The sequence below is a fragment of the Streptomyces cyaneofuscatus genome, assembly GCF_042718795.1.
In the GTDB taxonomy this organism is placed as follows: Bacteria; Actinomycetota; Actinomycetes; order Streptomycetales; family Streptomycetaceae; genus Streptomyces; species Streptomyces cyaneofuscatus_A.
In genome coordinates, this window is the sequence record NZ_JBHXOX010000012.1 from 20,544 (window position 1) to 43,252 (window position 22,709).

A 22,709-nucleotide genomic window follows, 5' to 3' on the forward strand; every position below is an offset into this window, starting at 1 on the left:
GCCGGCCCGCCTGGCTGCCGCCTGGCGGGTCAGGTTCTCCGGCCCTCACGCCCTCAGGCGCAGGCCTTTCGGGGTGGCGAGGAACCCGGCCGCTTCCAGGGTCCGGCCCAGGGGTGAGGTGAGGGAGGAGGCCCCGTTGGTCCGCTCCACCGTCACGGTGCCGAGCGCTCCGGCGCGGGCGGAGGTGGCCAGGGCCTCGGCGGCCGCCAGGAGCGCCGGGGACTCGGGGTCGGTGGGCCAGGCGAGCAGGGACTTGCCGCCGCGCTCCATGTAGAGCGTGAGCTCGCCGTCGACGAGGACCACCAGGGCCCCCGCCTTGCGGCCCGGCTTGTGCCCGGCGCCGTCCGGGGACTCCGGCCAGGGCAGGGCGGCGCCGTACGCGTTGGCCGGGTCGGCGGCGGCGAGCACCAGGGCCTGAGGGGCGGTGCCCGGGTCCCGGCGGTCGCGGGCCGTGGCGGCCGCGCGCAACCGGTCCACCGCCCCGTCCATCGCGAACTGGGCGGCTCCAAGACCCTCGACCACATAGCCCCGCCGGGCCTGGCCGCTGTCCTCGAAGGCGGCCAGGATGCGGTACGTCGCGGAGAAGCCGCCCTCCACCCCTTCGGCCTGCACCGCGCCGCGGGTGACCACGCCGTGCCGGTCGAGGAGGGTGCGGGCCAGGGCGTGGGCGCGGTGGGTCGGCTCCGGTTCGCGCGGGGGGAGCAGGGACCAGCGGCCCGAGACCGTCGGGGGGCCGGTGCGGGAGGCGGGGCGGGCGGCTGCGGTGAGGGATCCGTACCGCCCTCGGGGCACGTTGCGCCGGGCGCGGTGGGCGGTGGAGCCCGCTGTCCGGCCGGAGCCCAGGAGCGAGCGGAGGGGGGCGAGGGTGTCGTTGGTGAGCCGCCCGGACCAGGCCAGCTCCCAGAGGGCGTCGGCGAGCTGCTGGTCGGAGGCGTCCGGGTGGGTGGTGGCCCGGACCTGGTCGGCGATCTGCCGGAAGAAGAGGCCGTATCCGCCGGAGAGGGTGGTGAGCAGGGACTCGTGGAGGGCAGACAGCTCCAGGGGGTGCGGGGCGGGCAGGAGCAGGGGTGCGCTGTCGGCGGGGTAGAGGGAGAGCCAGCCGTCCTTGCCGGGCAGTGCTCCCGCTCCGGCCCAGACGATCTCGCCTGTCGTCGTCAGCTCGTCGAGCATCGCCGGGGTGTACCCCATGACCCGGCTCGGCAGGATCAGCTTCTCCAGGGCCGAGGCGGGGACGGGTGCTCCCTGGAGCTGTTCGACGGCACGGGCCAGCCCGTCGATGGACCGCAGGCGGTGGGAGCCGAAGTGCTGCCACTGGGGGAGGAAGGAGGCGAGTGCGGCGGGCTCCACCGGCTCCAGCTCCTGGCGGAGCGCGGCCAGCGAACGGCGGCGGAGCCGGCGCAGCACCGTGGCGTCGCACCACTCCTGGCCGATGCCCGCCGGGTGGAACTCGCCCTGGACGGTACGGCCGGAGGCGGCCAGCCGTTGCAGCGCGCCGTCCGTGACCGCTGTGCCGAGGCCGAACCGCTCGGCGGCCCGGGCGGCGGTGAACGGGCCGTGCGTCCGGGCGAAGCGGGCGAGGAGGTCGCCGAGGGGGTCCTTCACCGGCTCGGTGAACGCCTCGGGGACACCGACCGGCAGCGCGGTGCCCAGGGCGTCCCGCAGCCTCCCCGCGTCCTCGATCGCCGCCCAGTGGTCCGCCCCGGCGATCCGGACCTGGATGGCCCGGCGGGTCGTGGCCAACTCCGGTGCCCAGGAGGGGTCGGCGCCCCGCTCGGCCAGCTCGGCGTCGGTCAGGGGGCCGAGGACGCGCAGCAGATCCGCGACCCCTTCGACGTCCTTGATCCGGCGGTCCTCGGTGAGCCACTGGAGCTCCTGCTCCAGCTCGGTGAGGACCTCGGGGTCGAGCAGCTCGCGCAGCTCCGCCTGGCCCAGCAGCTCGGCCAGGAGGTGGGAGTCCAGGGAGAGCGCGGCGGCCCGCCGCTCGGCGAGCGGTGAGTCGCCCTCGTACAGGAACTGGGCGACGTATCCGAAGAGGAGGGAGCGGGCGAACGGGGAGGGCTCCTGGGTGGTGACCTCGACCAGGCGGACCCGGCGCGCTTCCAGGTCACCCATCAGTTCGGTGAGCCCGGGGACGTCGAAGACGTCCTGGAGGCACTCGCGGACGGCTTCCAGGACGATCGGGAACGAACCGAACTCGGAGGCCACCTGGAGCAGTTGCGAGGCGCGCTGGCGCTGCTGCCAGAGCGGGGTGCGCTTGCCGGGGGAGCGGCGGGGCAGCAGCAGGGCGCGGGCAGCGCACTCCCGGAAACGGGCGGCGAACAGGGCGGAGCCACCGACCTGGTCGGTGACGATCTGCTGCACCTCGCCCTGGTCGAAGACCACATCGGTGGCGCCGACCGGGGGCTGCTCGCTGTCGTACGAGAAAGGCTGCGGGGCCGGTCGGTCGTTCGCCGCGTCCGGCGCGTCCCCGGTGGGCGGGGCGTCGAAGTCGAGCAGGTCCAAGCCCATCATGTCCGCGTCGGGGAGCCGCAGCACGATCCCGTCGTCGGCGTGCATGACCTGGGCGTCCATCCCGTACCGCTCACCGAGGCGGGCGGAGAGCGCGAGCGCCCAGGGGGCGTGCACCTGGGCGCCGAAGGGGGAGTGCACGACGACCCGCCAGTCGCCCAGCTCGTCGCGGAACCGCTCGACCAGGATCGTCCGGTCGTCCGGGACATGGCCGCAGGCCCGGCGCTGCTCGTCCAGGTAGGCCAGGATGTTGTCCGCCGCCCAGGCATCGAGCCCGGCGGCGAGCAGCCGGAGCCGGGCGTCCTCCTCGGAGAGCCCGCCGATCTCGCGGAGGAACGCCCCCAGGGCGCGGCCGAGCTCCAGGGGGCGGCCCAGTTGGTCGCCCTTCCAGAACGGCAGCCTTCCCGGGACGCCGGGGGCGGGGGAGACGAGGACCCGGTCGCGGGTGATGTCCTCGATCCGCCAGGACGTGGTGCCCAGGGTGAAGACATCGCCGACGCGGGACTCGTAGACCATCTCCTCGTCCAGCTCGCCGACCCGGCCGCCGCCCTTCTTCGGGTCCGCGCCGGCCAGGAAGACCCCGAAGAGGCCGCGGTCCGGAATGGTGCCGCCCGAGGTGACGGCGAGCCGCTGCGCGCCCGGGCGGCCCGTGACCGTACCGCCGATCCGGTCCCAGACGACCCGGGGGCGCAGCTCCGCGAAGGCGTCGGAGGGATAGCGTCCGGCGAGCATGTCGAGGACGGCGGTGAACGCCGACTCGGGGAGCGAGGCGAAGGGGGCGGCCCGGCGGACCAGGGCCAGCAGGTCGTCCGCCTGCCAGCTGTCCAGCGCCACCATGGCGACCAACTGCTGGGCCAGGACGTCCAGCGGGTTGGACGGGATGCGGAGCGCCTCGATCGCCCCGGTCCGCATCCGCTCGGTGACGACGGCGGCCTGCACCAGGTCGCCGCGGTACTTCGGGAAGACGACGCCGGTGGAGACCGCACCCACCTGGTGCCCGGCCCGGCCGACCCGCTGGAGGCCGGAGGCGACGGAGGGCGGGGACTCGACCTGGACCACCAGGTCGACCGCGCCCATGTCGATGCCGAGCTCCAGGCTGGAGGTGGCCACCACGGCTGGCAGCCTCCCGGCCTTCAGGTCCTCCTCCACCTGGGCCCGCTGCTCCTTGGAGACCGACCCGTGGTGGGCGCGGGCCAGCAGGGCGGGGGCGCCGCGGCCGGCGCCGGACTGGGCCATGACCTCGGCGGGGGCGTGCGCCTCCGGCAGGGCGGCGACTTCCGGCAGATCGAGGGCGGGCCTGTCCGGGTTGTCCGGGTCGAAGGCGGTGCCGGTGGCCCGTTCGTACGCGATCTCGTTGAGCCGGTTGCACAGGCGCTCCGCCAGCCGGCGCGAGTTGGCGAAGACGATGGTGGAGCGGTGCGACTGGACGAGGTCGGCGATGCGCTCCTCGACATGCGGCCAGATCGAGGGCTTCTCCGCCTGCGCGGCGTCCCCGTCGGTGGCGGGGGAGCCGCCCAGCTCGCCCAGGTCCTCGACCGGGACGACCACCGAGAGGTCGAACTCCTTGGTGGACGGCGGCTGGACGATCTCCACCTTGCGCTGCGGCGACAGGAACCGGGCGACCTCGTCGACCGGCCGGACCGTCGCGGAAAGCCCGATCCGGCGGGCGGGCCGGGGCAGCAGCTCGTCCAGGCGCTCCAGGGAGAGCGCGAGATGGGCGCCGCGCTTCGTACCGGCGACCGCGTGCACCTCGTCCAGGATCACCGTCTCGACGCCCGCGAGCGCGTCCCGGGCGGAGGACGTGAGCATCAGGAACAGCGATTCGGGTGTGGTGATCAGGATGTCCGGCGGCCGGGACACCATCGAGCGCCGCTCGGCGGGCGGGGTGTCACCGGACCGGATGCCCACCCGCACCTCCGGCTCGGGCAGGCCGAGCCGCACCGACTCCTGGCGGATGCCGGTCAGCGGCGAGCGCAGGTTGCGCTCCACGTCGACCGCCAGCGCCTTGAGCGGGGACACGTACAGCACGCGGCAGCGCTTCTTCGCCTCGGCGGGCGGCGGACCGGCGGCCAGCCGGTCCAGCGAGGCGAGGAAGGCGGCCAGCGTCTTGCCGGAGCCGGTCGGTGCGACCACCAGCACATCGCTGCCTTCGCCGATGGCGCGCCAGGCACCCTCCTGCGCGGCGGTGGGCGCGCTGAAGGCACCGGCGAACCAGCTGCGGGTCGCGGGCGAGAAGGCGTCGAGAGCGGAGCCGGTCATGTCCCCCATCGTGCACCCCGCCACTGACAACGGGCCCGCGACACCGCCCGCAGCCGCCCCCTCACCCTGCGGCGCACCGCCGGGACCTGCGAGAATGTGGCCATGGCGGGAGCGGATCGGGCGACGGAGTGGGCACGGCACTGGACGTACGCGGAGCTGCCCGACCTCGACCTCCTGCGCGCCCGGTACGTCCGCCACACCTTCCCCCGGCACAGCCACGAGGGGTACGTCTTCGGCGCGGTCACCGGCGGGGTGGAGGACGTGGGGCTGCCGGGCGGCACGGTCCACGCGATTCCCGGCACCGTGGTGATGATCAACCCGGAGGTGCCGCACACCGCCCGCCCCGGGCAGCCCGAGGGCTGGGCGTACGACACGCTCTACCCCTCCGCCCAGGTGATCAACGACATCGCGGCCGAGGTGACGCCCCTGCGCGGCACGGTGGGGTTCGGCGAGACACGGGTGACCGACCCGTACGCCGCCCGGCTGATCACCCAGGTGCACCGGGCCGCGGAAGAAGGCAACGCGCTGGCCGCCGACAGTCTGCTGCGGGTCCTGGTCGTCCGCCTGCTCACCCGGCACGGCAGCTCGCTCCCCGGCGTGACGCCCCGGGCCGGAGGCGCGCGGGACGCCGAACGCGCCCGCCGCGCACTGGAGGGGCGGATGGACGCGCCGCCCACCCTGGAGACGCTCGCCGCCGAGCTGGGCACCAGCCCGTTCGCGCTGCTGAGGGCCTTCAAGAAGGAGTACGGGATGCCACCGCACACCTGGCTCACCGACGCCCGGGTGCGGCGGGCCCGCCGCCTCCTCGACGCGGGCATCGCCCCCGCCGAGGCCGCGGCGGCCGTCGGCTTCACCGACCAGCCGCACCTCAACCGGCACTTCACCCGGATCGTGGGGGTGCCGCCCGGCGCGTACCAGCGCGAGCGGGGTGTGTACCGGCGCGGGCGGGACGCCTCCTAGGACACGTGATGCCTCCTGGGACACGTACGGAGCTCCCCAGGGCGACGCGGGGTGCGCAAGAACGTACAAGACCGGCCCGGGACCGTCCCCGTAACGTGCGGCGCGTGGCAGAACAGACAGCACCCCCAGAGAGCACCGGCGCGATCGGTGCCATATCTGCCGGGCCGCCCGGTCCGACGGAGCCCGGCCCGACGGCGCCCGGCGCCCTGCCGGACGGACCGCCCGGGACCTCCACGCACAAGCCGGACGCGGCCGTCGTCCGGGACGCGCTCGCCGTCGGTATCGCCGTCGGGCTCTCCGGCTTCGCCTTCGGCGTCACCGCCGCCGGCTCCGGGCTCAGCCTGCTCCAGATCTGCGCCCTGAGCCTCTTCGTCTTCACCGGCGCCTCGCAGTTCGCCCTGGTCGGCGCGTTGGCCGCGGGCGGCAACCCGTACACCGCGGCGGCCGGCGCGTTCTTCCTGGGCGTCCGCAACGCCTTCTACGGTTTGCGGCTCTCCCAACTGCTGGCCCTCCCGCGCGCGGCGCGCCCCTTCGCCGCCCACTGGGTGATCGACGAGACGACCGCGGTGACCGTGGCCCAGCCCGACCGGCGGTCCGCGCGCCTGGGCTTCACGGTCACCGGGCTCACCCTCTACGTGCTGTGGAACCTCACCACCCTGGTGGGTGCGATGGGCGCCGAGGCGCTGGGCGACACCGAGGCCTGGGGTCTGGACGCGGCGAGCCCCGCCGTCTTCCTCGCCCTGCTCGCCCCGATGCTCAGGAGCACCACCGAGCGCGTCACGGCGGGCGTCGCCGTGCTGCTGGCTCTGACGCTGCTGCCCGTCCTGCCGGCCGGCGTGCCGGTCCTGCTGTCCGCGCTCGCGGCCCCCGTCGTCCTCTTCCTCATGGGACGGCGCAAGCGGGGACCCGGCAGGGCGACGCGGGACAGGACCACGGAGAAGGGCGGACGGGGCGCATGAACGTCTGGATAGCGATCGGACTGACGGCGGTGGGCTGCTACCTCGCCAAGTACGCGGGCCTGCTGGTCCCCGCCGGAGTGCTGGAGCGACCGCTCGTACGGCGGATGGCGGTCCTGCTGCCCGTGGCGCTGCTGGCGGCCCTCACCGCCCAGCAGACCTTCGGCGACGGGCAGCAGCTCGTCCTGGACGCCCGGGCCGCCGGACTCGCCGCCGCGGCGCTCGCGCTGGTCCTGCGCGCCCCCTTCCTGGTGGTCGTCGGCGTGGCCGTGGTCGTCACGGCGGGCGTCCGTGCTCTGGGGTGAGCGGGGCTCCGGTCAGCCCGGGGGGCGGCCGTAGGCCCGTAACGTCTCCAGGGCCCTGAGCGTCACCAGGGGCCGCCCCTCCAGGGCGGCGCCCGGTGCCCATTGCCGCCAGTTCACCGGCCAGCCGCCGTCCTCCCGCTGCTCGGCCGCCAGATGGTCGAGCGAGCGCTCCAGCTCCTCGTCGGTGAACCAGCGGCGGGCCAGTGACCCGGGCGTACGGGCGTAGTCGTGCGGGAAGTGGTGCTCGCCCGGCGCGTAGCCCGGCGCCACCGGGTACTCCGCCCGCCGGGCCGGATCGAGCACCGCGAGCCGCTGCCCGCGCACCAGCCGGCCCAGCCGGTCCGCCGCCCGCTCGGCGCGGGCCCGGTCCGGCACCCCGTCCAGGAAGGCGATCGCGGCCTCGATCTCGTACGGATGCGACTGCTCCAGCGCGTCGACGGCGTTCCAGCAGAAGTCCGTCGCCCGGAACAGCCACGCGTGCCACACCTCGTTGCGGTGCAGCAGTCCGACGATCGGACCGGTTGCGAGCAGTTCGGCGGGCGGGTCGTCGACCACGGGGACGAACGGTGCGGCGGGATATCCACGCTGGGTGGGGAGCAGCGCGGGAAGCGCCCCTTCTTTGGTCGACACGTCGCTCAGATAGCGGCAGATCCGCTCCACCCGCAGGCCGTCGCAGCGGCTGATGGAGTCGAGGACGCTGAGCGCGTGGGCGGTGTGCAGCGGCTGGCTGACCGGACCGCGGAGATCGGGTTCCAGCGCGTGGGCGTAGCCGCCGTCCTCGTTGCGGTAGGCGGCGAGGGCCGTCTCGACGGGGTCCGGGGCGCCGTCGAGGAAGCGGTGGGCGAACCTCCGCTGTTCGAGGACGCGGGCGGTGAGCCAGATGAAGTGCTCGGCGCGGACGAGGGGATGTGCTCCGGTTCCAGCCATGGACCGACCGTAGAGGGGAGAAGGGCACCGGCACATGCCCTGCGGACCGGCTGCACTCTCAGGAGCGCGATACTGAGGGCATGCGGTTGACGATTTTCTGGGAGCGGATGGCGGACCACTTCGGTGCCGTGTACGCGGACTCCTTCGCCCGTGACCATGTGATGGCCGAACTCGGCGGCCGTACGGTGCACCAGGCGCTGGACGCGGGCTGGGACGCGAAGGACGTCTGGCGCGCGGTCTGCACGTCGATGGACGTGCCCGCGGAGAAGCGCTGATACCCGCAGGCGTCCCCGTCCGCCGGAGCTGACCTACGCCGTTCCCCGGGCGTTCCCCGGCCGGGGGACCGGTTGTCGGTGGCGTAGGCGAGACTTGTCCCGTGTCATCGACAGACGAGACCGTTCCGCCCCGGCCGCCCGACGCCCCGCCCGCCGGCCCCCCCCGCGCCACCGTCCGGCCCGGGGCCCGCCCGGATGCCGGGCTGGCTGCCGCGCGCGATGGTCCTGGCCCTGGCGCTCTACGCCTGCTTCCAGCTCGGCAGCTGGGCGTTCGACCAGGTCATCGGGTTGCTGACCAACGTGCTGATCGCCTTCTTCCTCGCGCTCGCCATCGAGCCCGCGGTGGGCCGGATGTCGGCCCGCGGGATGCGCCGGGGGCTGGCCACGTTCCTCGTCTTCATCGGCCTGATGATCTTCAGTGCCGGGTTCGTCGTCCTCCTGGGGTCGATGCTGGCCGGCCAGATCGTGGACATGGTCGACGACTTCCCCGAGTACATCGACTCGGTCATCAACTGGGTCAACCAGACCTTCCACACCGAGCTCTCACGGGTCCAGGTCCAGGACAGCCTTCTGCACTCCGACTGGCTGCAGAAGTACGTCCAGAACAGCGCCACAGGGGTGCTCGACGTCTCCACCACGGTCCTCGGCGGGCTGTTCCGGCTGCTGACGATCTTCCTGTTCTCCTTCTACTTCGCGGCCGACGGCCCCCGGCTGCGCCGCGCACTCTGCTCCGTACTGCCGCCGGCCCGGCAGACCGAGGTGCTGCGCGCCTGGGAGATCGCGGTCGACAAGACCGGCGGCTACATCTACTCGCGCGGCCTGATGGCACTGATCTCCGGCGTCGCCCACTACATCCTGCTGGTCGTCCTCGGAGTGCCCTACGCTCCGGCGCTCGCGGTCTGGGTGGGGCTCGTCTCGCAGTTCATCCCCACCATCGGTACGTATCTGGCGGGTGCCCTGCCGATGCTGATCGCGTTCACGGTCAACCCCTGGTACGCGCTGTGGGTGCTGGGCTTCGTCGTGGTCTATCAGCAGTTCGAGAACTACGTCCTCCAGCCCAAGCTGACCGCCAAGACCGTCGACATCCACCCGGCGGTCGCGTTCGGTTCGGTGGTCGCGGGGACGGCCCTGCTGGGAGCCGTCGGCGCGCTGATCGCCATCCCCGCCGTCGCCACGCTCCAGGCGTTCCTGGGGGCCTACGTGAAGCGGTACGACGTCACCGACGACCCCCGGGTGCACGGCGGCCACCGACCGCGACGCGGGGGGCCCGCTCTCTCCCGGATACGCCGCGCGCTGGGCGGATCCGGCCGGACGGGCGGCGGAGGAGGAGCGGCCGGACAGAGCTGAGTCGGGTGACGGCCTGAGCCGGAGGTACGGCCTCGGTCAGAGGTACGAGGGGTGCGTCACCCGGTACCGGAAGGCGTGCCAGGTCCACGCCTGGGCGAAGGACCTGCCCGCGCCGGTCCGCCCGACGAACCGGTGCGCCCGGGCCCAGGGCCGCCCGGTCAGGCGCATGGTCAGCAGTGGCGTGGAGCGCGGGACGGTGACGGGCGGCGGTCAGCACTCAGCGGTCAGCGGTAGCCCGTGACGTCGGCGGGCAGCCCCTGGTCCTGGACCTCGGTCAGATACCGCCAGGCGTCGGGGCGGCTGCCGTCCGTGTCGGTGAAGCCGTACACCTGGGCGAGCTGCCCGCTGGAGAGCGACCGGCCGTTCCAGCGCGCCACCTCCGGGTCGCGGGCGAGGGCGGCGACGGCCCGGCCCACGTAGGCGGGGGACTCGGAGATCGCGAAGTGCGGCGCGTGCGCGATCGCGTCGCGCCAGGTGGCCTCGGTGACGCCGTGGGCCTGGAGCATCGCCTCGGAGCGCAGCCAGCCGGGGGTGAGCGCCACGGCGGTCGCACCGTGCGGCGCGAGCTCATGGGCGAGCGCGAAGGCCATCCGGTTCACGGCGGCCTTCGCGAGGTCGTAGAAGAAGGAGACGCGGTAGGTGTCCGCGTTGTACTCGTCCGTCCCGTCGGTCATCTCCACGACCAGACCGCCCGGGGTCTCGATCAGCAGCGGCAACGCGAAGTGACTGGTGATCGCGTGCGTGTCGACGGCCAGCCGCAGCGTGTGCAGCCCGGTGTCGAGCGACGACTCCCAGACCGACTTGTTCCACTCGATCTCGGCGCCCCAGATGTCGTTCACCAGGATGTGCAGGGCGCCCTGCTCGCCGGAGATGCGGGCGACGAGCGCGCTGACCTCGTCGGGGACCAGATGGTCGACCCGTACGGCGATCCCGCGGCCGCCCGCCGCGTCGACCAGGGCCGCGGTCTCCTCGATCGTCTCGGGCCGGTCCATCTCGGAGCGCTCGGAGCCGCTCGTACGCCCGGTGACGTAGACGGTCGCCCCGGCGGCGCCGAGCTGTACGGCGATGCCTCGGCCCGCCCCGCGGGTACCTCCGGCGACGAGCGCCACGCGGCCGGCGAGATCGGAGCCCGTAGCAGGTGCGCCGTCCGGTACGGGTGAACTGTCGGACGCTTCCGGTGGCGAAGAGGGGCCCATATCGCCTTAATGTAGGGCACTTGTTCCGTCAGGGCCCGAGCTGCGAGCCGATCTCGGTACGGGACGACACCCCCAGCTTCCGCAGGGCACGCGCCACGTGGTGCTCCACCGTCCGGTGCGAGAGGACCAGCTCGCGGGCGATCTCGCGGTTCGAGAGGCCGAGCGAGGCCAGCCGGGCCACCGCTCGCTCCCGGGGAGAGAGATGGTCGCCGTACCCCAGGGCGCCGGGCCTGCGCACGGTGACCTGGCCGTGTTCCCGCAGCCCGCGCTGGCAGCGCAGCACATCCCATACGGCGTCGATGTCCTGGTAGGCCGCGATCGCCTCGTGCAGCACCGTGCGCCCGCCCGCAGCACCGGCGGCCAGCAGCCGCAGCCCCCACGCCTCCCTGACGTACGCGGCTTCGTAGGGCCGCTCCAGAGCCGTCCAGGCGTCCGCGGCGGCCGCGTGCAGGGCGTCGGACCCGCCGGCCCCGGCATGTGGGCTGTCCGTCGCGGTGAGTAGCGCCCGGCAGGTCAGCAGGGCGGCCCGGGCGGCCGGCGCGTCCCGGCGGGCGATGCCGTCGGCCAGCTCCGCGACGAGGTGGTGGGCCTCCCCGTCCCGGCCGTCCCGGATCAGCGCCTGGACGGCCGGCGGCGCGAGGGCTGTCGCCCACACCCACGCACCGGTACGGCGGACGTGGTGCAGCACCCCCTCCACCGCCTGGACGGCCTGCGCGGGGCGGTCGGCGGCCAGATGGACCCGCACCACGGCGGCCGCGGCGGAGGTCAGCACGATGCCGGTGTCCAGCGCGGTCGTGCCGACGGCCCGGTCCAGGAGGCGACGCGCCACATCGGTCTGCCCCTTCGTGTGCAGGCGCAGCAGACCGCAGACCAGGAGCGCCTCCGCGTGGAAGTCGGGCACGTCCTGGTACTGCTCCTCGGCGCGCTCGGCCCGCTCCAGCAGCCCCGCCCACCGGCCGCTCGTGAAGGCGGCGAGCATGTCCGTGGTCTCGACGAACGCTTCGAGATAGGGGGCCTGATTCGTCCGGACGGCCTGCCACGCCCGGGCCTGGAAGGCGCGGGCGCGTTCCGGATGGCCGAGTGCGGTCGCGGCGCCCGCCAGATTGGCGTGCACCCTCGCCGCCGCCTCGCCGGTGATGGCCTCTGGCAGATCGGCCACCGCGCCCCACGCCGACGGGTCGCCCATCAGGGCCAGGGCGGTGGCGCGGTTGGCCAGCACGGCCGTGCGCAGGTCCTCCTCGTCGACCCGGGGCAGCAGCCGCTCCGCCTCGGCCAGCAGCCGCCGGTGCTCACCGACCGGCCAGCCCTTGAGGGAGGGGATCGCGATGATCGCCAGCGCCCGTGCGGCCTGGCCCGTCGACACGGCGAGAAGATCGGGAACGGCACGCGCTATCTCTTCCAGCGCCTCAAGACCGGAACCCGACTGGTTGCGCAGCAACAGACCCAGGAGGAGCCGGATCTCGCCGCTCGGCCCGGGGCCCAGGGAGCTCTGGTCGAGTACCTCCCGCAGGGCGGCCGGCACCTGCGGGCCGGTGCGGGCGTTCAGCGCGACGCGGGCCAGCTTCAGCGCGACCCGGTCGCGGACGACGGCGGAGGGGCCCCCGCGCAGGGCGTCGAGGTAGCCGTCCGTGGCCGTACCGGCGTCCCCGCCCCGGGCTGCGCGGTCCGCGGCCGCCTCCAGGCATCGCACCGCCTGGGTACGGAGGCCGGCGCACCGGTAGTGCTCGGCGACCCGCACCAGAGGGAGGGGGCCGGTACACCGGCCGAGGGCGCGGGCCGCGCGCAGGTGCAGTACGGGCCGCTCCGGTTCGGCGACCGCCTCGTACGCGGCTCTGCGCGCCAACTCGTAAGGGAAGGCGTAGGTGCCGTCCCCAGCCCGTACGACGCCTTCTTTCAGAGCCGCGGTGAGCGCACGACGGGTCTCCTGCTCGGCCAGCCCCGCGACCGCCCCCAGCAGGTGTACGGGCGCGGGGTCACCGAGAACCGCTGCCGCGGCGACCACCCGCCACGCGTCCGAAGGAAGGTGTCGCAGCCGCTCCACCACCACACGGCGCACGGACGCGGGCAGAGGAGGCTCACGCACCCCCGTCGTGGAGTCCGGCCACTCCCGCAGCACCTCCTCGATCACGTAGGGGAGGCCGCCCGTCCACCGGTGCAGACGCTCGGCGAACTCCTCCGGCACCGCCCGCGCGCCGAGCAGCCCCGCGGCCATCACGCCCGTCTCCGCCACCGACAACGGTGCGAGGTGCCGTTCGGCCACCACCACATGGGCCGGTGGGCGCAGCGGGAAGGGGAGCCCGTCGCCTCCCTCGGTGTCGGTGTGAGGAGGGGTGTGGCCGCGGGCGGTGAGCACGAGTCCCAGGTCCGGCGGCGGGTCGGAGACGACCGCACAGAGGAAGGCGACCGTGGACCCGTCGGCCCACTGGAGGTCCTCCACGGCCAGAACCACCCTCCCCAGGGATGCGGTCAACGCGCACAGGGCCCGCAGAACGCGGTGCTGTCCGGCGCGCGGATCGTCCGCAGGAGGCGGTGCGGGCGGCAGGAGGTCCGCGAGCTCGGGCAGCAGCCCGCGCAGAGCCCCGGTCACCGGCGGCAGGTCTTCCGGACGGGGCCGGCAGCGGCTGAGCGCCTCGATGAGCGGTGCGTACGGGAAGGGGGCGTCCGACTCCCGGCAGCGGGCGGTCAGAGCGGGGGTGCCCGACGACCGGGTCCGTGTGAGGAGTTCACGGACCAGCCGGCTCTTCCCCACCCCCGCCTCACCGGTGATCACCACGACGGAGGGTCGACGGCCGAGTACCGGGCGAAGGCCGTCCAGGAGCGCGGAACGCCCGGTCAGGGCGGCGGGGAGGGGGATCGGCGGGTCGGCGTTCACGGCTTCCTTCCGCACCCGTGGGCAGCATGGGGCTGACGGGCGGGCGGTTCGACCGGGCCGCCCGGCGGCCTCGTGATGGCTCTCCGCGCATGATGGCCCCTCATGAGGGTGGTGAAAAGGGGCGCGCGGGCGCTGAAAAAGGGGAGCGACGCCCGCGGCGCATGTGCGGGCGCCGCAGGCGTCACTCCCCGTCCGGCCGGTGAGGTTCGCGGAGAGGTCTCACCGGCCGGTTGTGCCGGGATCCACCAGGGTTCGGGACCGTGGATCACCGGCGGTTCGGTGGGGGTGTCACCGAAGCCGGGCGGTCAGAACGTCAGCGACCAGGAGTTCAGCGTGCCGGTGTCGTTGACCCAGTTGTCGCTCACCCGCAGCTTCCAGGACCCGTTGGCGGGCTTGGACGCGGCGTTCACGGTGAAGGTGCCGCGGACGTCGTCGGCGCCGTCGTTGGCGTTGTAGTCCTTGAGCCGGAAGACAGCACCGTCGGGGGCGACGAGGTCGACCCGCAGGTCACCGCGGAAGGTGTGCCGGATATCGACCGTGACGGAGAGCGTCGCGGGCGCGTTGCCCGTGATGCCGCTCACGGTGACCGGGGACTCGGCGGTCGCGTTGTCGCGGATCGGGTAGGCGGTGGTGTTCTCGAAGGTCTTGCCGGTGGGCGGAGGCGTGGTGCCGTCGTTCGGGACGTACAGCAGCCGGTTGGGCGAACCGGTCTTCGCGTCGGTGACCTTGTTCGGGGTGGCGTCGGCGATCAGCCGGTCGTGGACCTGCTTGGGCGTCCAGGACGGGTTGGCGGAGAGGATGAGGGCCGCCGCGCCCGCCACGTGCGGGGAGGCCATGGAGGTGCCGCCGTCGGAGCGGGAACCGGTGTCGTTGAGGTGGGAGGCCGAGACGATGTCGGAGCCGGGGCCGAACAGGTCCAGGCAGGTGCCGTGGTTGGAGGACTTGCCGCTCGGCCAGATCGACCGGGCGTCACGGCTGTCGGTGGCGCCGACCGTCACCGCGGTCGGCACGGCGGCCGGGGAGGTGTTGCAGGCGTTGGCCCCGTCGTTGCCCGCGGCGACGACGTAGGTGACACCGGAGGCGATCGACTTGGCCAGCGCGTCGTCGACCGAGGAGGTGCGCCCGCCGCCGATGCTCATGTTGGCGACGGCCGGCTTGGCCGCGTTCTTCGTCACCCAGTCGATGCCGGCCAGCACCGGGGCCCAGGTGGAGCCGGAGGAGCCCTGGCAGTTCAGGACCCGTACGCCCACCAGCTTCACCGCTTTGGCGACGCCGTATGTCGCGCCGCCGACCGTGCCTGCCACATGGGTGCCGTGCCCGTTGCAGTCCTGGGCTGTGGCGTCGTTGTCGATGAAGTCGTAGCCGTCGACCGCGCGGCCGCCGAACTCCCGGTGCGAGGTGCGTATCCCGGTGTCGAGCACATAGGCCGTCACATCGGAGGCGGTGTTGGGGTACGTGAACTTCCGGTCGCCCGGCAGGTCACGCTGGTCGATGCGGTCCAGGCCCCAGGTCGGGTCGTTCTGGGTGCCCAGGGCGTACGCGACTCCGTCGGCCTCCACCCGGGCGACGGAGGGATCGGCGGCCAGCTTCCGGGCCTGCTCCTCGCCCACCTTCACGGAGAAGCCGCGCAGGGCGGCGGTGTAGGTGTGGCCGATCGTGCCGCCGTGCCGTCCGGTGAGGGATTTCGCCGTCCTGTCGACATCGGCCCGCGCCACCGAGTCCTTGAACGTGACGATGTACGAGCCCTTCACCGCACCGGCCCGGTCGGCGCCCAGGATGCGGCCTTCGGAAGGCGGGGGCGTGGGGGCGGCCCCGGCCGTTCCGGCACCGGCTATCAGCGCGCCGACGGCACACGCGGCAGCGGCGACACGCCACACCGCAGCTTGAGACACCATGCGATTCCTCCTGAGGGGTTGGCCCGGACCGGCTCCGGTCCGGGCTGGGCCCGCGCACGGCGAACACCGGGCACGGGCGGAAGGAAGGGGCACGGCGGAGGCTCCGGACGATTGCGACGTCGGCCTCGTACGGCGGATGCCGAACTTGGGGGGCCGGCAGATGCACGAGGGGCGGAGCCACCGCCGCCTCAGGAAGAATCGATCCCTGGGGGCAGGTCGAACAATGCGTAGGTGTACCCAACCGTTCCGGCCGTCCGGGCCCGGCGTGGCGGATAGGTTCTGCTCGCGAGAACGCCATCGTGGCGAGCCGCTGGGCAGGAGGGCTACATGAGTCAGGGACCTGCGGAGAACGGGCTGCGCTGGATAGCGGACGCCTACGACGTCAGCTTCACCTTCACGCTCAGCGAGGGACTCTCACCGGAGGAACTGCTGCGCGTCGTGGGTGCCGAGGAACGGCATGTCGTCCCGCTGACCCGCCGCGCGGCGTACGAACTGCTGGTCAGGGACGAAGACGGCCACCTCAGCGACCTCGACTTCCTGGACTGGGAGGACGAGGCGGAGGTGGCCCGGCTGACGAGCGCGGGCTTCCTGCCCGCACCGCCGGAGACCATCGTGCGAGCCGGCTCGGTGGCGGGCTGGGCTTACGCCCTGGAGGAGTTCGGCTGCCATACGGGCACCTACATCGCGGCGCTGTCCGAGCGGGGCCGGGCGTTCGTCGTGCACCGCAACGCGAAGGGCTTCAGCCGCGTCGACTACGGGCTCCGCGGCAAGGCGGTGACGTCGTTCGAGCCGGGCCTGCCGGACCTGATGGACGGTGTTCCGGCGGAGGCGGCGCTCGGCTTCGTCCACGATGGTGCCGGGGCGGGCGATGTGGCGTTCCTGCGGTTCCTGGAGGACGAGCTCGGCATCTACCTTCCCTACGAGGAGACGCAGGCCGAGCTGTCGGCGGCGGCGATCACCGATCCTGCCCGGGGCTGATCACCGACACCGGCCGGGAATGATCACCGGCGCCGCTCGGGGCTGATCATCGACGCTCCTCGGCGACAGCGAGCCGCATCCCGGCCTCCCGGACCCCGCGTGGTGCGCTTGACACCAAAATCGAACATCCATTCTCATGGATTTCGGCCGGGTTTTTCCGGGCCCGACCGTGGAGTTGTCCACAGGCCGGGAGGACGTCGAGGCCCATTGTCAGTGGCAGGGGTTAGCGTCTTTGACGTGAAGCGATCGACTCAAGCAAATCGGGTGGAACCCATGGCAGGAACCGACCGCGAGAAGGCGCTGGACGCCGCACTCGCACAGATTGAACGACAGTTCGGCAAGGGCGCGGTGATGCGCCTCGGCGAGCGGCCCAACGAGCCCATCGAGGTCATCCCCACGGGATCGACCGCCCTCGACGTCGCGCTCGGCGTCGGCGGCCTGCCGCGTGGCCGTGTGGTGGAGGTGTACGGACCGGAGTCCTCCGGTAAGACGACGCTGACGCTGCACGCCGTGGCGAACGCGCAGAAGCTCGGCGGTTCGGTGGCGTTCATCGACGCCGAGCACGCGCTGGACCCGGAGTACGCCAAGAAGCTCGGCGTCGACATCGACAACCTCATCCTGTCCCAGCCGGACAACGGTGAGCAGGCGCTCGAGATCGTCGACATGCTGGTCCGCTCCGGCGCCCTGGACCTGATCGTCATCGACTCCGTCGCGGCCCTGGTGCCCCGTGCGGAGATCGAGGGCGAGATGGGTGACTCGCACGTGGGTCTCCAGGCCCGTCTGATGAGCCAGGCCCTCCGCAAGATCACCAGCGCGCTCAACCAGTCCAAGACCACGGCGATCTTCATCAACCAGCTCCGCGAGAAGATCGGTGTGATGTTCGGCTCGCCGGAGACCACGACCGGTGGCCGGGCGCTGAAGTTCTACGCCTCGGTGCGCCTGGACATCCGCCGGATCGAGACGCTCAAGGACGGCACCGACGCGGTCGGTAACCGGACCCGCGTCAAGGTCGTCAAGAACAAGGTCGCCCCGCCCTTCAAGCAGGCCGAGTTCGACATCCTCTACGGCCAGGGCATCAGCCGTGAGGGCGGCCTGATCGACATGGGCGTGGAGCACGGCTTCGTCCGCAAGGCCGGCGCCTGGTACACGTACGAGGGCGACCAGCTCGGCCAGGGCAAGGAGAACGCCCGCAACTTCCTCAAGGACAACCCCGACCTCGCCGACGAGATCGAGAAGAAGATCCTGGAGAAGCTGGGTGTCGGTGTCCGGCCGGAGGCCGAGTCCGCCGAGCCGGGTGCGGAAGGACCGGCGACCGCGGGAGCGGCGGCCGACGGCGCGGCGAAGCCGGTGACCGCTGCCGCGGCCACCAAGGCGAAGCCGGCCAAGACCGCGGCGGCCAAGAGCTAGGCCGTGACACGTCGTACGGAGTGGCCGGGAGGCCCCGCCGAGCCCGGAGACGGCCCCGAATTCGCCGGCGGACCCACGGACGGGTCCGCCTACGAGCCGGGGACCGGCCGCGGGGCGCGGTCCGGGCGCCGCTCACGCGGGGGAGCGGACGCGGGCGCCGGGTTCGGCGAAGGGGCGGGCCGCCGTGGCCGCTCCGGCACCAGGAGCAGCGGCTCCCCCTCCTTGTCGAGGGCCGAGCGGGGGGAGCCGCGTGATCAGCGGGACACGGGGGAGACGCGCGACCGGCGGGACAAGGGGGAGCCGCGCGACCCGGTCGAGCAGGCGCGCAACATCTGTCTGCGCCTGCTCACCGGGACGCCGCGCACGCGCAAGCAGCTCGCGGACGCCTTGCGCAAGCGGGAGATCCCGGACGAGGCCGCCGAGGAAGTCCTCGCACGCTTCGAGGACGTCGGGCTGATCGACGACGCGGCCTTCGCCGGGGCCTGGGTGGAGTCCCGGCACCACGGCCGGGGGCTCGCCCGCCGCGCCCTCGTCCGCGAGCTGCGCACGAAGGGCGTCGACTCCACCGTGATCGACGAGGCGGTCGGCCGGCTCGACCCGGACCAGGAGGAGGAGACGGCGCGGGAGCTGGTGGCCCGCAAGCTCCGCTCCACCCGCGGCCTGGACCGCGACAAGCGGCTGCGCCGCCTCGCGGGCATGCTCGCCCGCAAGGGATACGGGGAGGGCATGGCCCTGCGGGTGGTGCGCCAGGCGCTGGAGGAGGAGGGCGAGGACACGGAGGGGATGGACGAGCCGTTCTGAGAGGACTTCCCGAGAGCGCATCCTGAGAGGATTTCCGCAGAGGACTTCCTGAGAGGAGCGGCCGCCCCGAGACGAGCGGGGGACGGGGTACGGGGGACGCGGCAGGGCCCGTCGGCCGGTCAGTGTCCGGCCGCGGCCGCTCGGCGGGCGGCCGCGTCGACGAGGGCCAGCGCGTCCGCCGCGGTGCGGCCCGGCGCGCGGTTCCACGGGCCGATCAGTCCGGGCCATCCCTGGGAGCGGAGCTCGGTGATCAGCCAGGCGCCGGCCCGGTTCACGGTGGAGGGGGAGCCGTAGCCGAGCCGGTGCGCGGTGAGCAACGCCCCACAGACACAGCGGGCTCCACGGGCGTTGCGCAGTCGGTACGGGGTGTTCTGCCAGCCCCATTCGGCCAGGATCTGCCGGGCGTAGCCGAGGTGGACGGAAGGCCGCAGATCTCCCTGGCCGACCCGCCGCCAGGCGTGGACACGATCGGGCAGGACCGCCCCCAGTCGGCCGGGGAGCGGGCGCTCGGGCGGAGGCGCCGCCGGCAGCGTCCGCAAGGCGTCGTCGATGAGCCGGTCCACGGGGACGGAGAGCAGGCTTCGCCAGTCGGAAGGTTGTCGGTCCGTAACTGGAGCCGGAGCCGGAGCCGGAGCCGGAGCCGGAGCCGGAGCCGGAGCAGGTGCCGGAGCCGGAGCAGGTGCCTGGGGCGCCGCGGGTTCGGGGGCGGTGAGGTCCCACCCCGAGACGATGCCCTGCCATGCCTGCGTGTCGTGCAGCCGGGACGCCTGGGCGTCCAGTTGGTCGGGGGTGAGAACCGAGATCGCCATAAGTGCGTCATCTCCGTACATTTCGCCTCTGTGTGAAGCGAATGTCGGTCGCGCACGGCGATAGCTCTAGCGGAATGTGGCGTTCGGGTGAATCCGCCCCGCCCGGAGACCAGACATGAGTGAGGGAGGGGGCGGCCACGTCACGCCCGGGGCCGCCCCCTCCCTCACCAGCTCGGCATCAGCCGTCGGCGGCGCCCGGAGTGACGGGGAGGCCCGCCGCGCGCCACGCCTGGAAGCCGCCGACCAGATCGGTGGTCCGGTGCAGCCCGAGTTGCCGCAGCGACGCCACCGCGAGGCTCGACGCGTACCCCTCGTTGCAGATGACGACCACCGGGAGGTCGTGGCTCACCGCCTCGGCGGCGCGGTGGCTGCCCTGCGGGTCGAGCCGCCACTCCAGTTCGTTGCGCTCCACGACCAGCGCGCCGGGGATGAGCCCGTCCCGGTCCCGGAGGGCCGCGTACCGGATGTCCACCAGCAGCGCCCCGTCCGTCGCCGCCGCGGCGGCCTCCTGAGGGCCGATCCGGTCGTAACCGGCCCGGACCCGCTCCAGCAGCTCGTCGATGCCCACGCGCCCGGCCTCGGCCCTGTCCCCGCTCACTGCCAGTCCTCCGGGCTCTCGGTCTGCTCCAGCCGGAGCACCGCGCCGGTGCGGCTGAACCGGCGGATCCGCGGCAGCGGCGGGTAGTACGCGTGGACGGAGACGGCATGCCCGCTGTCGGACTCGTTGAGGACCTCGTGCACGTGGTTCTGGCCGAAGGCCCGCCCCTGACCGGCCGCCAGCTCCCGTGACCGGTCCACCCCCTCGTTCAGCTCCAGGGTCTTCCAGCCGTCGGTGGGCAGCCGTACGGCCAACGAGTGCTCCTTGAGGGTGCCGGACGCGGTGGTGAAGGCCCCGACCGAGTCGGCGTGGTCGTGCCAGCCCGTCCCGGTCCCCGGCGGCCAGCCGATCAGCCAGGCCTCACTGCCACCGGGCCCGTCGAGCCGGACCCAGGTGCGGCCCTCCGGATCGAGCGGCAGTGAGGCGATGAGCGCGGTGTCCTCGGCGGTGCGGCGCACGAAGTCGAGCAGTTCGGCGACCGTCGGGCCGGAGGAGACGGCACGGGCCGAGCCGACCCGCGCGGAGACAGCGGGGGCGGCGGACACCGGAGCGGCGGCCACCGGAGCGGTGGCGGGGGAGGGTACGGAAGCAGCCGTGGGTACGGCAGGCAAGAGGGAAGACACAGGGACCGTCCTGAAAGTTCGCGCGAGGTCCCGGCCGTGCGGAAAGCGGCACGGACCGGCAGAGGCAGGCGATTCAGCAGGACGGGCGACACACGCAGCCCGCGTAACGGAGGAGGTCCATATGGACCCTCCGCCACAGGCGCACATCGGTGTCGGTCATGATCTGGAGTACACCATGTGCGCCCGTGACGGTCAATCGATCCTGGCGGACCGGTCGGCCTGAACCCGCTCGCGAGGCCGCGGCGCGCGCGCCGCGGCTCCTCCCTCGTCGTCGCCGCTCTCGCCGTTCTCCTCGCTCTCCCCGCCCCCGGCTCCCGGCGCCCCGCCCAGCGCCGCCAGCGCCGCGGCCAACAGCTCCGCGGGCCGGACGCCGGCGAAGGCGGCCACCAGATGGCCGTCGGGCCGGACCAGCAGCACGGTGTGGGCCGAGGCGCCGGGATAGCTCTCCGTGACCAGCAGTTCCGCCGGGGACGGCAGCGCCTCCACGGCTTCCACGAGGCGCGGCATGATGCCGGCGGTCAGCCAGTGCCGCCGGTCCCACACGCCGGTCCCCGGGGCCACCAGGATCACCAGCGGATGCCCCTGCCCGAGCCGCTCCCGGAGCCGTACGGCCGTCCCGTCCGGCGCCGTCACCCGTACATCGGCGACCGGCGCGCCGGGGGGCGTACCCACGGTGGTGTGCGCCTCCGCATGCGGTGGTGCGAGGGGGGAGTGCGAGTACGAAGGGGGCGCACCGAGGGCTCCACGGCCCAGGTGCCCGTCGGCGAGCAGGGTGTCGTGGCCGCGGACCGCCCCCGGTACGAGTGTTCGCAGCCCGCCGCCGCCCCGCAGTATCGGCAGGGACTGGTCGGCGGCGCGCAGCCGGGCGGCGACCGCGGCCCGGCGCTCGGCCTGGTAGCTGTCGAGCAGCAGGTCGCCGCCGCGGTGGTGCCAGGCGTGGGCGAGCTTCCAGGCCAGGTTCTCGGCGTCCCGGATCCCCTCGTCCAGCCCCTGGGTGCCGAGCGCCCCCAGCAGATGGGCCGCGTCGCCGGCGAGGAAGGCCCGCTGTACCCGCCAGCGCCGGGCGAGGCGGTGGTGGAGTGTGTGGACGCCGGTGTCGAGCAGCTCGTACGGCGGGGTCTCGCCGCACCAGCCGGCCAGGGTGTCCCGGACCCGGGTGATCAGGGCCTCCGGGGTGACCAGCTCACCGCGCGACGGAAGCAGCCAGTCCAGCCGCCAGACCCCGCCCGGCAGTGGCCGCGCGCTGACCTCCGCGCCCCCGCCGCGCCACGGCGGCTGCCGGTGCAGCACGGCCTCGCCCGGCCAGGGCAGTTCGGCCCGGAGTGCGGCGACGGCGTGCCGTTCCACCGCCGTACGGCCGGGAAACCTGATGTCCAGGAGCTTGCGCACCGTCGAACGGGCGCCGTCGCAGCCGACCAGATAGCTGCCGCGCCACCAGGTCGTACCGGGCCCCTTGGTGTGCACCGTGACGCCGTCCCGGTCCTGCTCCAGGGTGTCGACGCGGCTCTGCGGTACCAGCTTCACCAGCGGCGCCGCCGCGACCGCCGCGCGCAGGGCGGAGGCCAGCGCGTGCTGCGGAACGTGCAGAGGGGCCGGGAGGGACGGCCCGCCCCGGACATCCATGTCACCGGCGTCAGCGACGTCACGGAGGTCTCCGGAGTCTCCGGGGTCGGGGGAGTCAGCGGGCCCCGTGCCCAGCGGTACGTCGCGGACCAACTGCTTCCGGCGCATCGAACGCCACCCGCTCCACCGCAGCCCGTCCTTCTCCAGGTGGGTGGCGCCGAGGCGTTCCACCAGGTCGGCGGTGTCCTCACGCAGCACGACCGTGCGGGCGAGACGGACCTCCTCGGTGCCCGGCCCCTCGTCCAGGAGCACGCACGGGACGCCCTGGGCGGCGAGGGCCAGCGACAGCGTCAGACCGACGGGTCCGGCGCCGACGACGATCACCGGGTCCACGGCGCGTGTCCTCCGGCCCGTACGGTCATGCGGAACG

Annotated in this window: 19 protein-coding genes; 8 read left to right on the forward strand and 11 right to left on the reverse strand. The window is 73.6% G+C overall.

Annotation, left to right across the window (positions count from 1 at the left end; translation table 11 throughout):
- Window positions 1-45: 45 nt before the first annotated feature.
- The gene (locus ACFWRT_RS15675; protein WP_380949905.1) at window positions 46-4,767 is read right to left on the reverse strand and encodes an Lhr family helicase; all 4,722 of its coding nucleotides are present in this window, start codon (window positions 4,765-4,767) and stop codon (window positions 46-48) included.
- 102 nt (window positions 4,768-4,869) lie between these two features.
- Here ACFWRT_RS15675 and ACFWRT_RS15680 point away from each other — a divergent pair, with 102 nt between their 5' ends.
- The 3 genes from ACFWRT_RS15680 (at window position 4,870) to ACFWRT_RS15690 (ending at window position 6,988) form a co-directional block, all read left to right on the forward strand.
- Window positions 4,870-5,727 (forward strand): AraC family transcriptional regulator, encoded by an 858-nt coding sequence (locus ACFWRT_RS15680; RefSeq protein WP_380949904.1) that lies wholly within the window; start codon window positions 4,870-4,872, stop codon window positions 5,725-5,727.
- Between the two features lie 104 nt (window positions 5,728-5,831).
- Window positions 5,832-6,686: an AzlC family ABC transporter permease gene (locus ACFWRT_RS15685; protein ID WP_380949903.1), complete on the forward strand. Its 855-nt coding sequence runs from the start codon at window positions 5,832-5,834 to the stop codon at window positions 6,684-6,686.
- Window positions 6,683-6,988: an AzlD domain-containing protein gene (locus ACFWRT_RS15690; RefSeq protein WP_380949902.1), complete on the forward strand. Its 306-nt coding sequence runs from the start codon at window positions 6,683-6,685 to the stop codon at window positions 6,986-6,988. The genes ACFWRT_RS15685 and ACFWRT_RS15690 overlap by 4 nt, the downstream gene beginning before the upstream one ends.
- A 12-nt stretch (window positions 6,989-7,000) precedes the next feature.
- Here ACFWRT_RS15690 and ACFWRT_RS15695 read toward each other — a convergent pair whose 3' ends face one another.
- Window positions 7,001-7,915, reverse strand: coding sequence for a hypothetical protein (locus tag ACFWRT_RS15695; protein ID WP_380949901.1), 915 nt, complete (start codon window positions 7,913-7,915; stop codon window positions 7,001-7,003).
- A gap of 80 nt (window positions 7,916-7,995) precedes the next feature.
- On the opposite strand from ACFWRT_RS15695, the gene ACFWRT_RS15700 reads away from it, so the two are divergent.
- Together ACFWRT_RS15700 and ACFWRT_RS15705 are read left to right on the forward strand one after the other, a co-directional pair.
- Window positions 7,996-8,190 carry a DUF3046 domain-containing protein gene (locus tag ACFWRT_RS15700; RefSeq protein ID WP_326703166.1) on the forward strand — a complete coding sequence of 65 codons (195 nt, stop codon included), beginning with the start codon at window positions 7,996-7,998 and terminating at the stop codon, window positions 8,188-8,190.
- 195 nt (window positions 8,191-8,385) lie between these two features.
- The gene (locus ACFWRT_RS15705) at window positions 8,386-9,537 is read left to right on the forward strand and encodes an AI-2E family transporter (protein ID WP_380949900.1); all 1,152 of its coding nucleotides are present in this window, start codon (window positions 8,386-8,388) and stop codon (window positions 9,535-9,537) included.
- Window positions 9,538-9,573: 36 nt separating this feature from the next.
- Here ACFWRT_RS15705 and ACFWRT_RS15710 read toward each other — a convergent pair whose 3' ends face one another.
- From ACFWRT_RS15710 to ACFWRT_RS15725, 4 genes are all read right to left on the reverse strand, one after another.
- Window positions 9,574-9,705: a hypothetical protein gene (locus tag ACFWRT_RS15710; RefSeq protein ID WP_380949899.1), complete on the reverse strand. Its 132-nt coding sequence runs from the start codon at window positions 9,703-9,705 to the stop codon at window positions 9,574-9,576.
- 56 nt (window positions 9,706-9,761) lie between these two features.
- Window positions 9,762-10,733: an SDR family oxidoreductase gene (locus ACFWRT_RS15715; RefSeq protein WP_380949898.1), complete on the reverse strand. Its 972-nt coding sequence runs from the start codon at window positions 10,731-10,733 to the stop codon at window positions 9,762-9,764.
- A gap of 28 nt (window positions 10,734-10,761) precedes the next feature.
- Entirely contained in the window at window positions 10,762-13,605 is a 2,844-nt protein-coding gene (locus ACFWRT_RS15720; RefSeq protein WP_380949897.1) for an ATP-binding protein, read from the reverse strand.
- 305 nt (window positions 13,606-13,910) lie between these two features.
- Window positions 13,911-15,500: a S8 family peptidase gene (locus tag ACFWRT_RS15725; RefSeq protein WP_380949896.1), complete on the reverse strand. Its 1,590-nt coding sequence runs from the start codon at window positions 15,498-15,500 to the stop codon at window positions 13,911-13,913.
- 327 nt (window positions 15,501-15,827) lie between these two features.
- Here ACFWRT_RS15725 and ACFWRT_RS15730 point away from each other — a divergent pair, with 327 nt between their 5' ends.
- The 3 genes from ACFWRT_RS15730 to recX all read left to right on the forward strand — a co-directional run bounded on the left by ACFWRT_RS15730 (window position 15,828) and on the right by recX (window position 18,686).
- Complete coding sequence (locus tag ACFWRT_RS15730; protein ID WP_380949895.1) at window positions 15,828-16,478, forward strand: DUF6461 domain-containing protein; 651 nt, start codon at window positions 15,828-15,830, stop codon at window positions 16,476-16,478.
- Window positions 16,479-16,751: 273 nt separating this feature from the next.
- The gene (gene recA, locus ACFWRT_RS15735; RefSeq protein ID WP_380949894.1) at window positions 16,752-17,885 is read left to right on the forward strand and encodes a recombinase RecA; all 1,134 of its coding nucleotides are present in this window, start codon (window positions 16,752-16,754) and stop codon (window positions 17,883-17,885) included.
- Window positions 17,886-17,888: 3 nt separating this feature from the next.
- Window positions 17,889-18,686, forward strand: a complete 798-nt coding sequence (recX, locus tag ACFWRT_RS15740) for a recombination regulator RecX (RefSeq protein ID WP_380949893.1) — start codon at window positions 17,889-17,891, stop codon at window positions 18,684-18,686.
- 119 nt (window positions 18,687-18,805) lie between these two features.
- On the opposite strand, the gene ACFWRT_RS15745 is transcribed toward recX, so the two are convergent.
- The 5 genes from ACFWRT_RS15745 to ACFWRT_RS15765 form a co-directional block, all read right to left on the reverse strand.
- The gene (locus ACFWRT_RS15745; RefSeq protein ID WP_380949892.1) at window positions 18,806-19,495 is read right to left on the reverse strand and encodes a DUF6197 family protein; all 690 of its coding nucleotides are present in this window, start codon (window positions 19,493-19,495) and stop codon (window positions 18,806-18,808) included.
- A 178-nt stretch (window positions 19,496-19,673) separates the two neighbouring features.
- Complete coding sequence (locus tag ACFWRT_RS15750) at window positions 19,674-20,099, reverse strand: rhodanese-like domain-containing protein (RefSeq protein ID WP_380949925.1); 426 nt, start codon at window positions 20,097-20,099, stop codon at window positions 19,674-19,676.
- Window positions 20,090-20,716: a cupin domain-containing protein gene (locus ACFWRT_RS15755; RefSeq protein ID WP_380949891.1), complete on the reverse strand. Its 627-nt coding sequence runs from the start codon at window positions 20,714-20,716 to the stop codon at window positions 20,090-20,092. The genes ACFWRT_RS15750 and ACFWRT_RS15755 overlap by 10 nt, the downstream gene beginning before the upstream one ends.
- Before the next feature lie 73 nt (window positions 20,717-20,789).
- Complete coding sequence (locus ACFWRT_RS15760) at window positions 20,790-20,876, reverse strand: putative leader peptide (protein ID WP_311307652.1); 87 nt, start codon at window positions 20,874-20,876, stop codon at window positions 20,790-20,792.
- Between the two features lie 32 nt (window positions 20,877-20,908).
- Window positions 20,909-22,672: an FAD-dependent monooxygenase gene (locus ACFWRT_RS15765; protein ID WP_380949890.1), complete on the reverse strand. Its 1,764-nt coding sequence runs from the start codon at window positions 22,670-22,672 to the stop codon at window positions 20,909-20,911.
- Window positions 22,673-22,709: the final 37 nt, after the last annotated feature.

Bases quoted from the DNA above. Each gene is read 5' to 3' on its own strand.
- ACFWRT_RS15730 (WP_380949895.1), top strand. From the start codon at position 15,828: ATGAGTCAGGGACCTGCGGAGAACGGGCTGCGCTGGATAGCGGACGCC.
- ACFWRT_RS15715 (WP_380949898.1), bottom strand. From the start codon at position 10,733: ATGGGCCCCTCTTCGCCACCGGAAGCGTCCGACAGTTCACCCGTACCG.
- ACFWRT_RS15680 (WP_380949904.1), top strand. From the start codon at position 4,870: ATGGCGGGAGCGGATCGGGCGACGGAGTGGGCACGGCACTGGACGTAC.
- ACFWRT_RS15745 (WP_380949892.1), bottom strand. From the start codon at position 19,495: ATGGCGATCTCGGTTCTCACCCCCGACCAACTGGACGCCCAGGCGTCC.
- ACFWRT_RS15760 (WP_311307652.1), bottom strand. From the start codon at position 20,876: ATGACCGACACCGATGTGCGCCTGTGGCGGAGGGTCCATATGGACCTC.
- ACFWRT_RS15725 (WP_380949896.1), bottom strand. From the start codon at position 15,500: ATGGTGTCTCAAGCTGCGGTGTGGCGTGTCGCCGCTGCCGCGTGTGCC.
- ACFWRT_RS15710 (WP_380949899.1), bottom strand. From the start codon at position 9,705: ATGCGCCTGACCGGGCGGCCCTGGGCCCGGGCGCACCGGTTCGTCGGG.
- ACFWRT_RS15690 (WP_380949902.1), top strand. From the start codon at position 6,683: ATGAACGTCTGGATAGCGATCGGACTGACGGCGGTGGGCTGCTACCTC.
- recA (WP_380949894.1), top strand. From the start codon at position 16,752: ATGGCAGGAACCGACCGCGAGAAGGCGCTGGACGCCGCACTCGCACAG.
- ACFWRT_RS15695 (WP_380949901.1), bottom strand. From the start codon at position 7,915: ATGGCTGGAACCGGAGCACATCCCCTCGTCCGCGCCGAGCACTTCATC.
- ACFWRT_RS15700 (WP_326703166.1), top strand. From the start codon at position 7,996: ATGCGGTTGACGATTTTCTGGGAGCGGATGGCGGACCACTTCGGTGCC.
- ACFWRT_RS15705 (WP_380949900.1), top strand. From the start codon at position 8,386: ATGCCGGGCTGGCTGCCGCGCGCGATGGTCCTGGCCCTGGCGCTCTAC.
- ACFWRT_RS15675 (WP_380949905.1), bottom strand. From the start codon at position 4,767: ATGACCGGCTCCGCTCTCGACGCCTTCTCGCCCGCGACCCGCAGCTGG.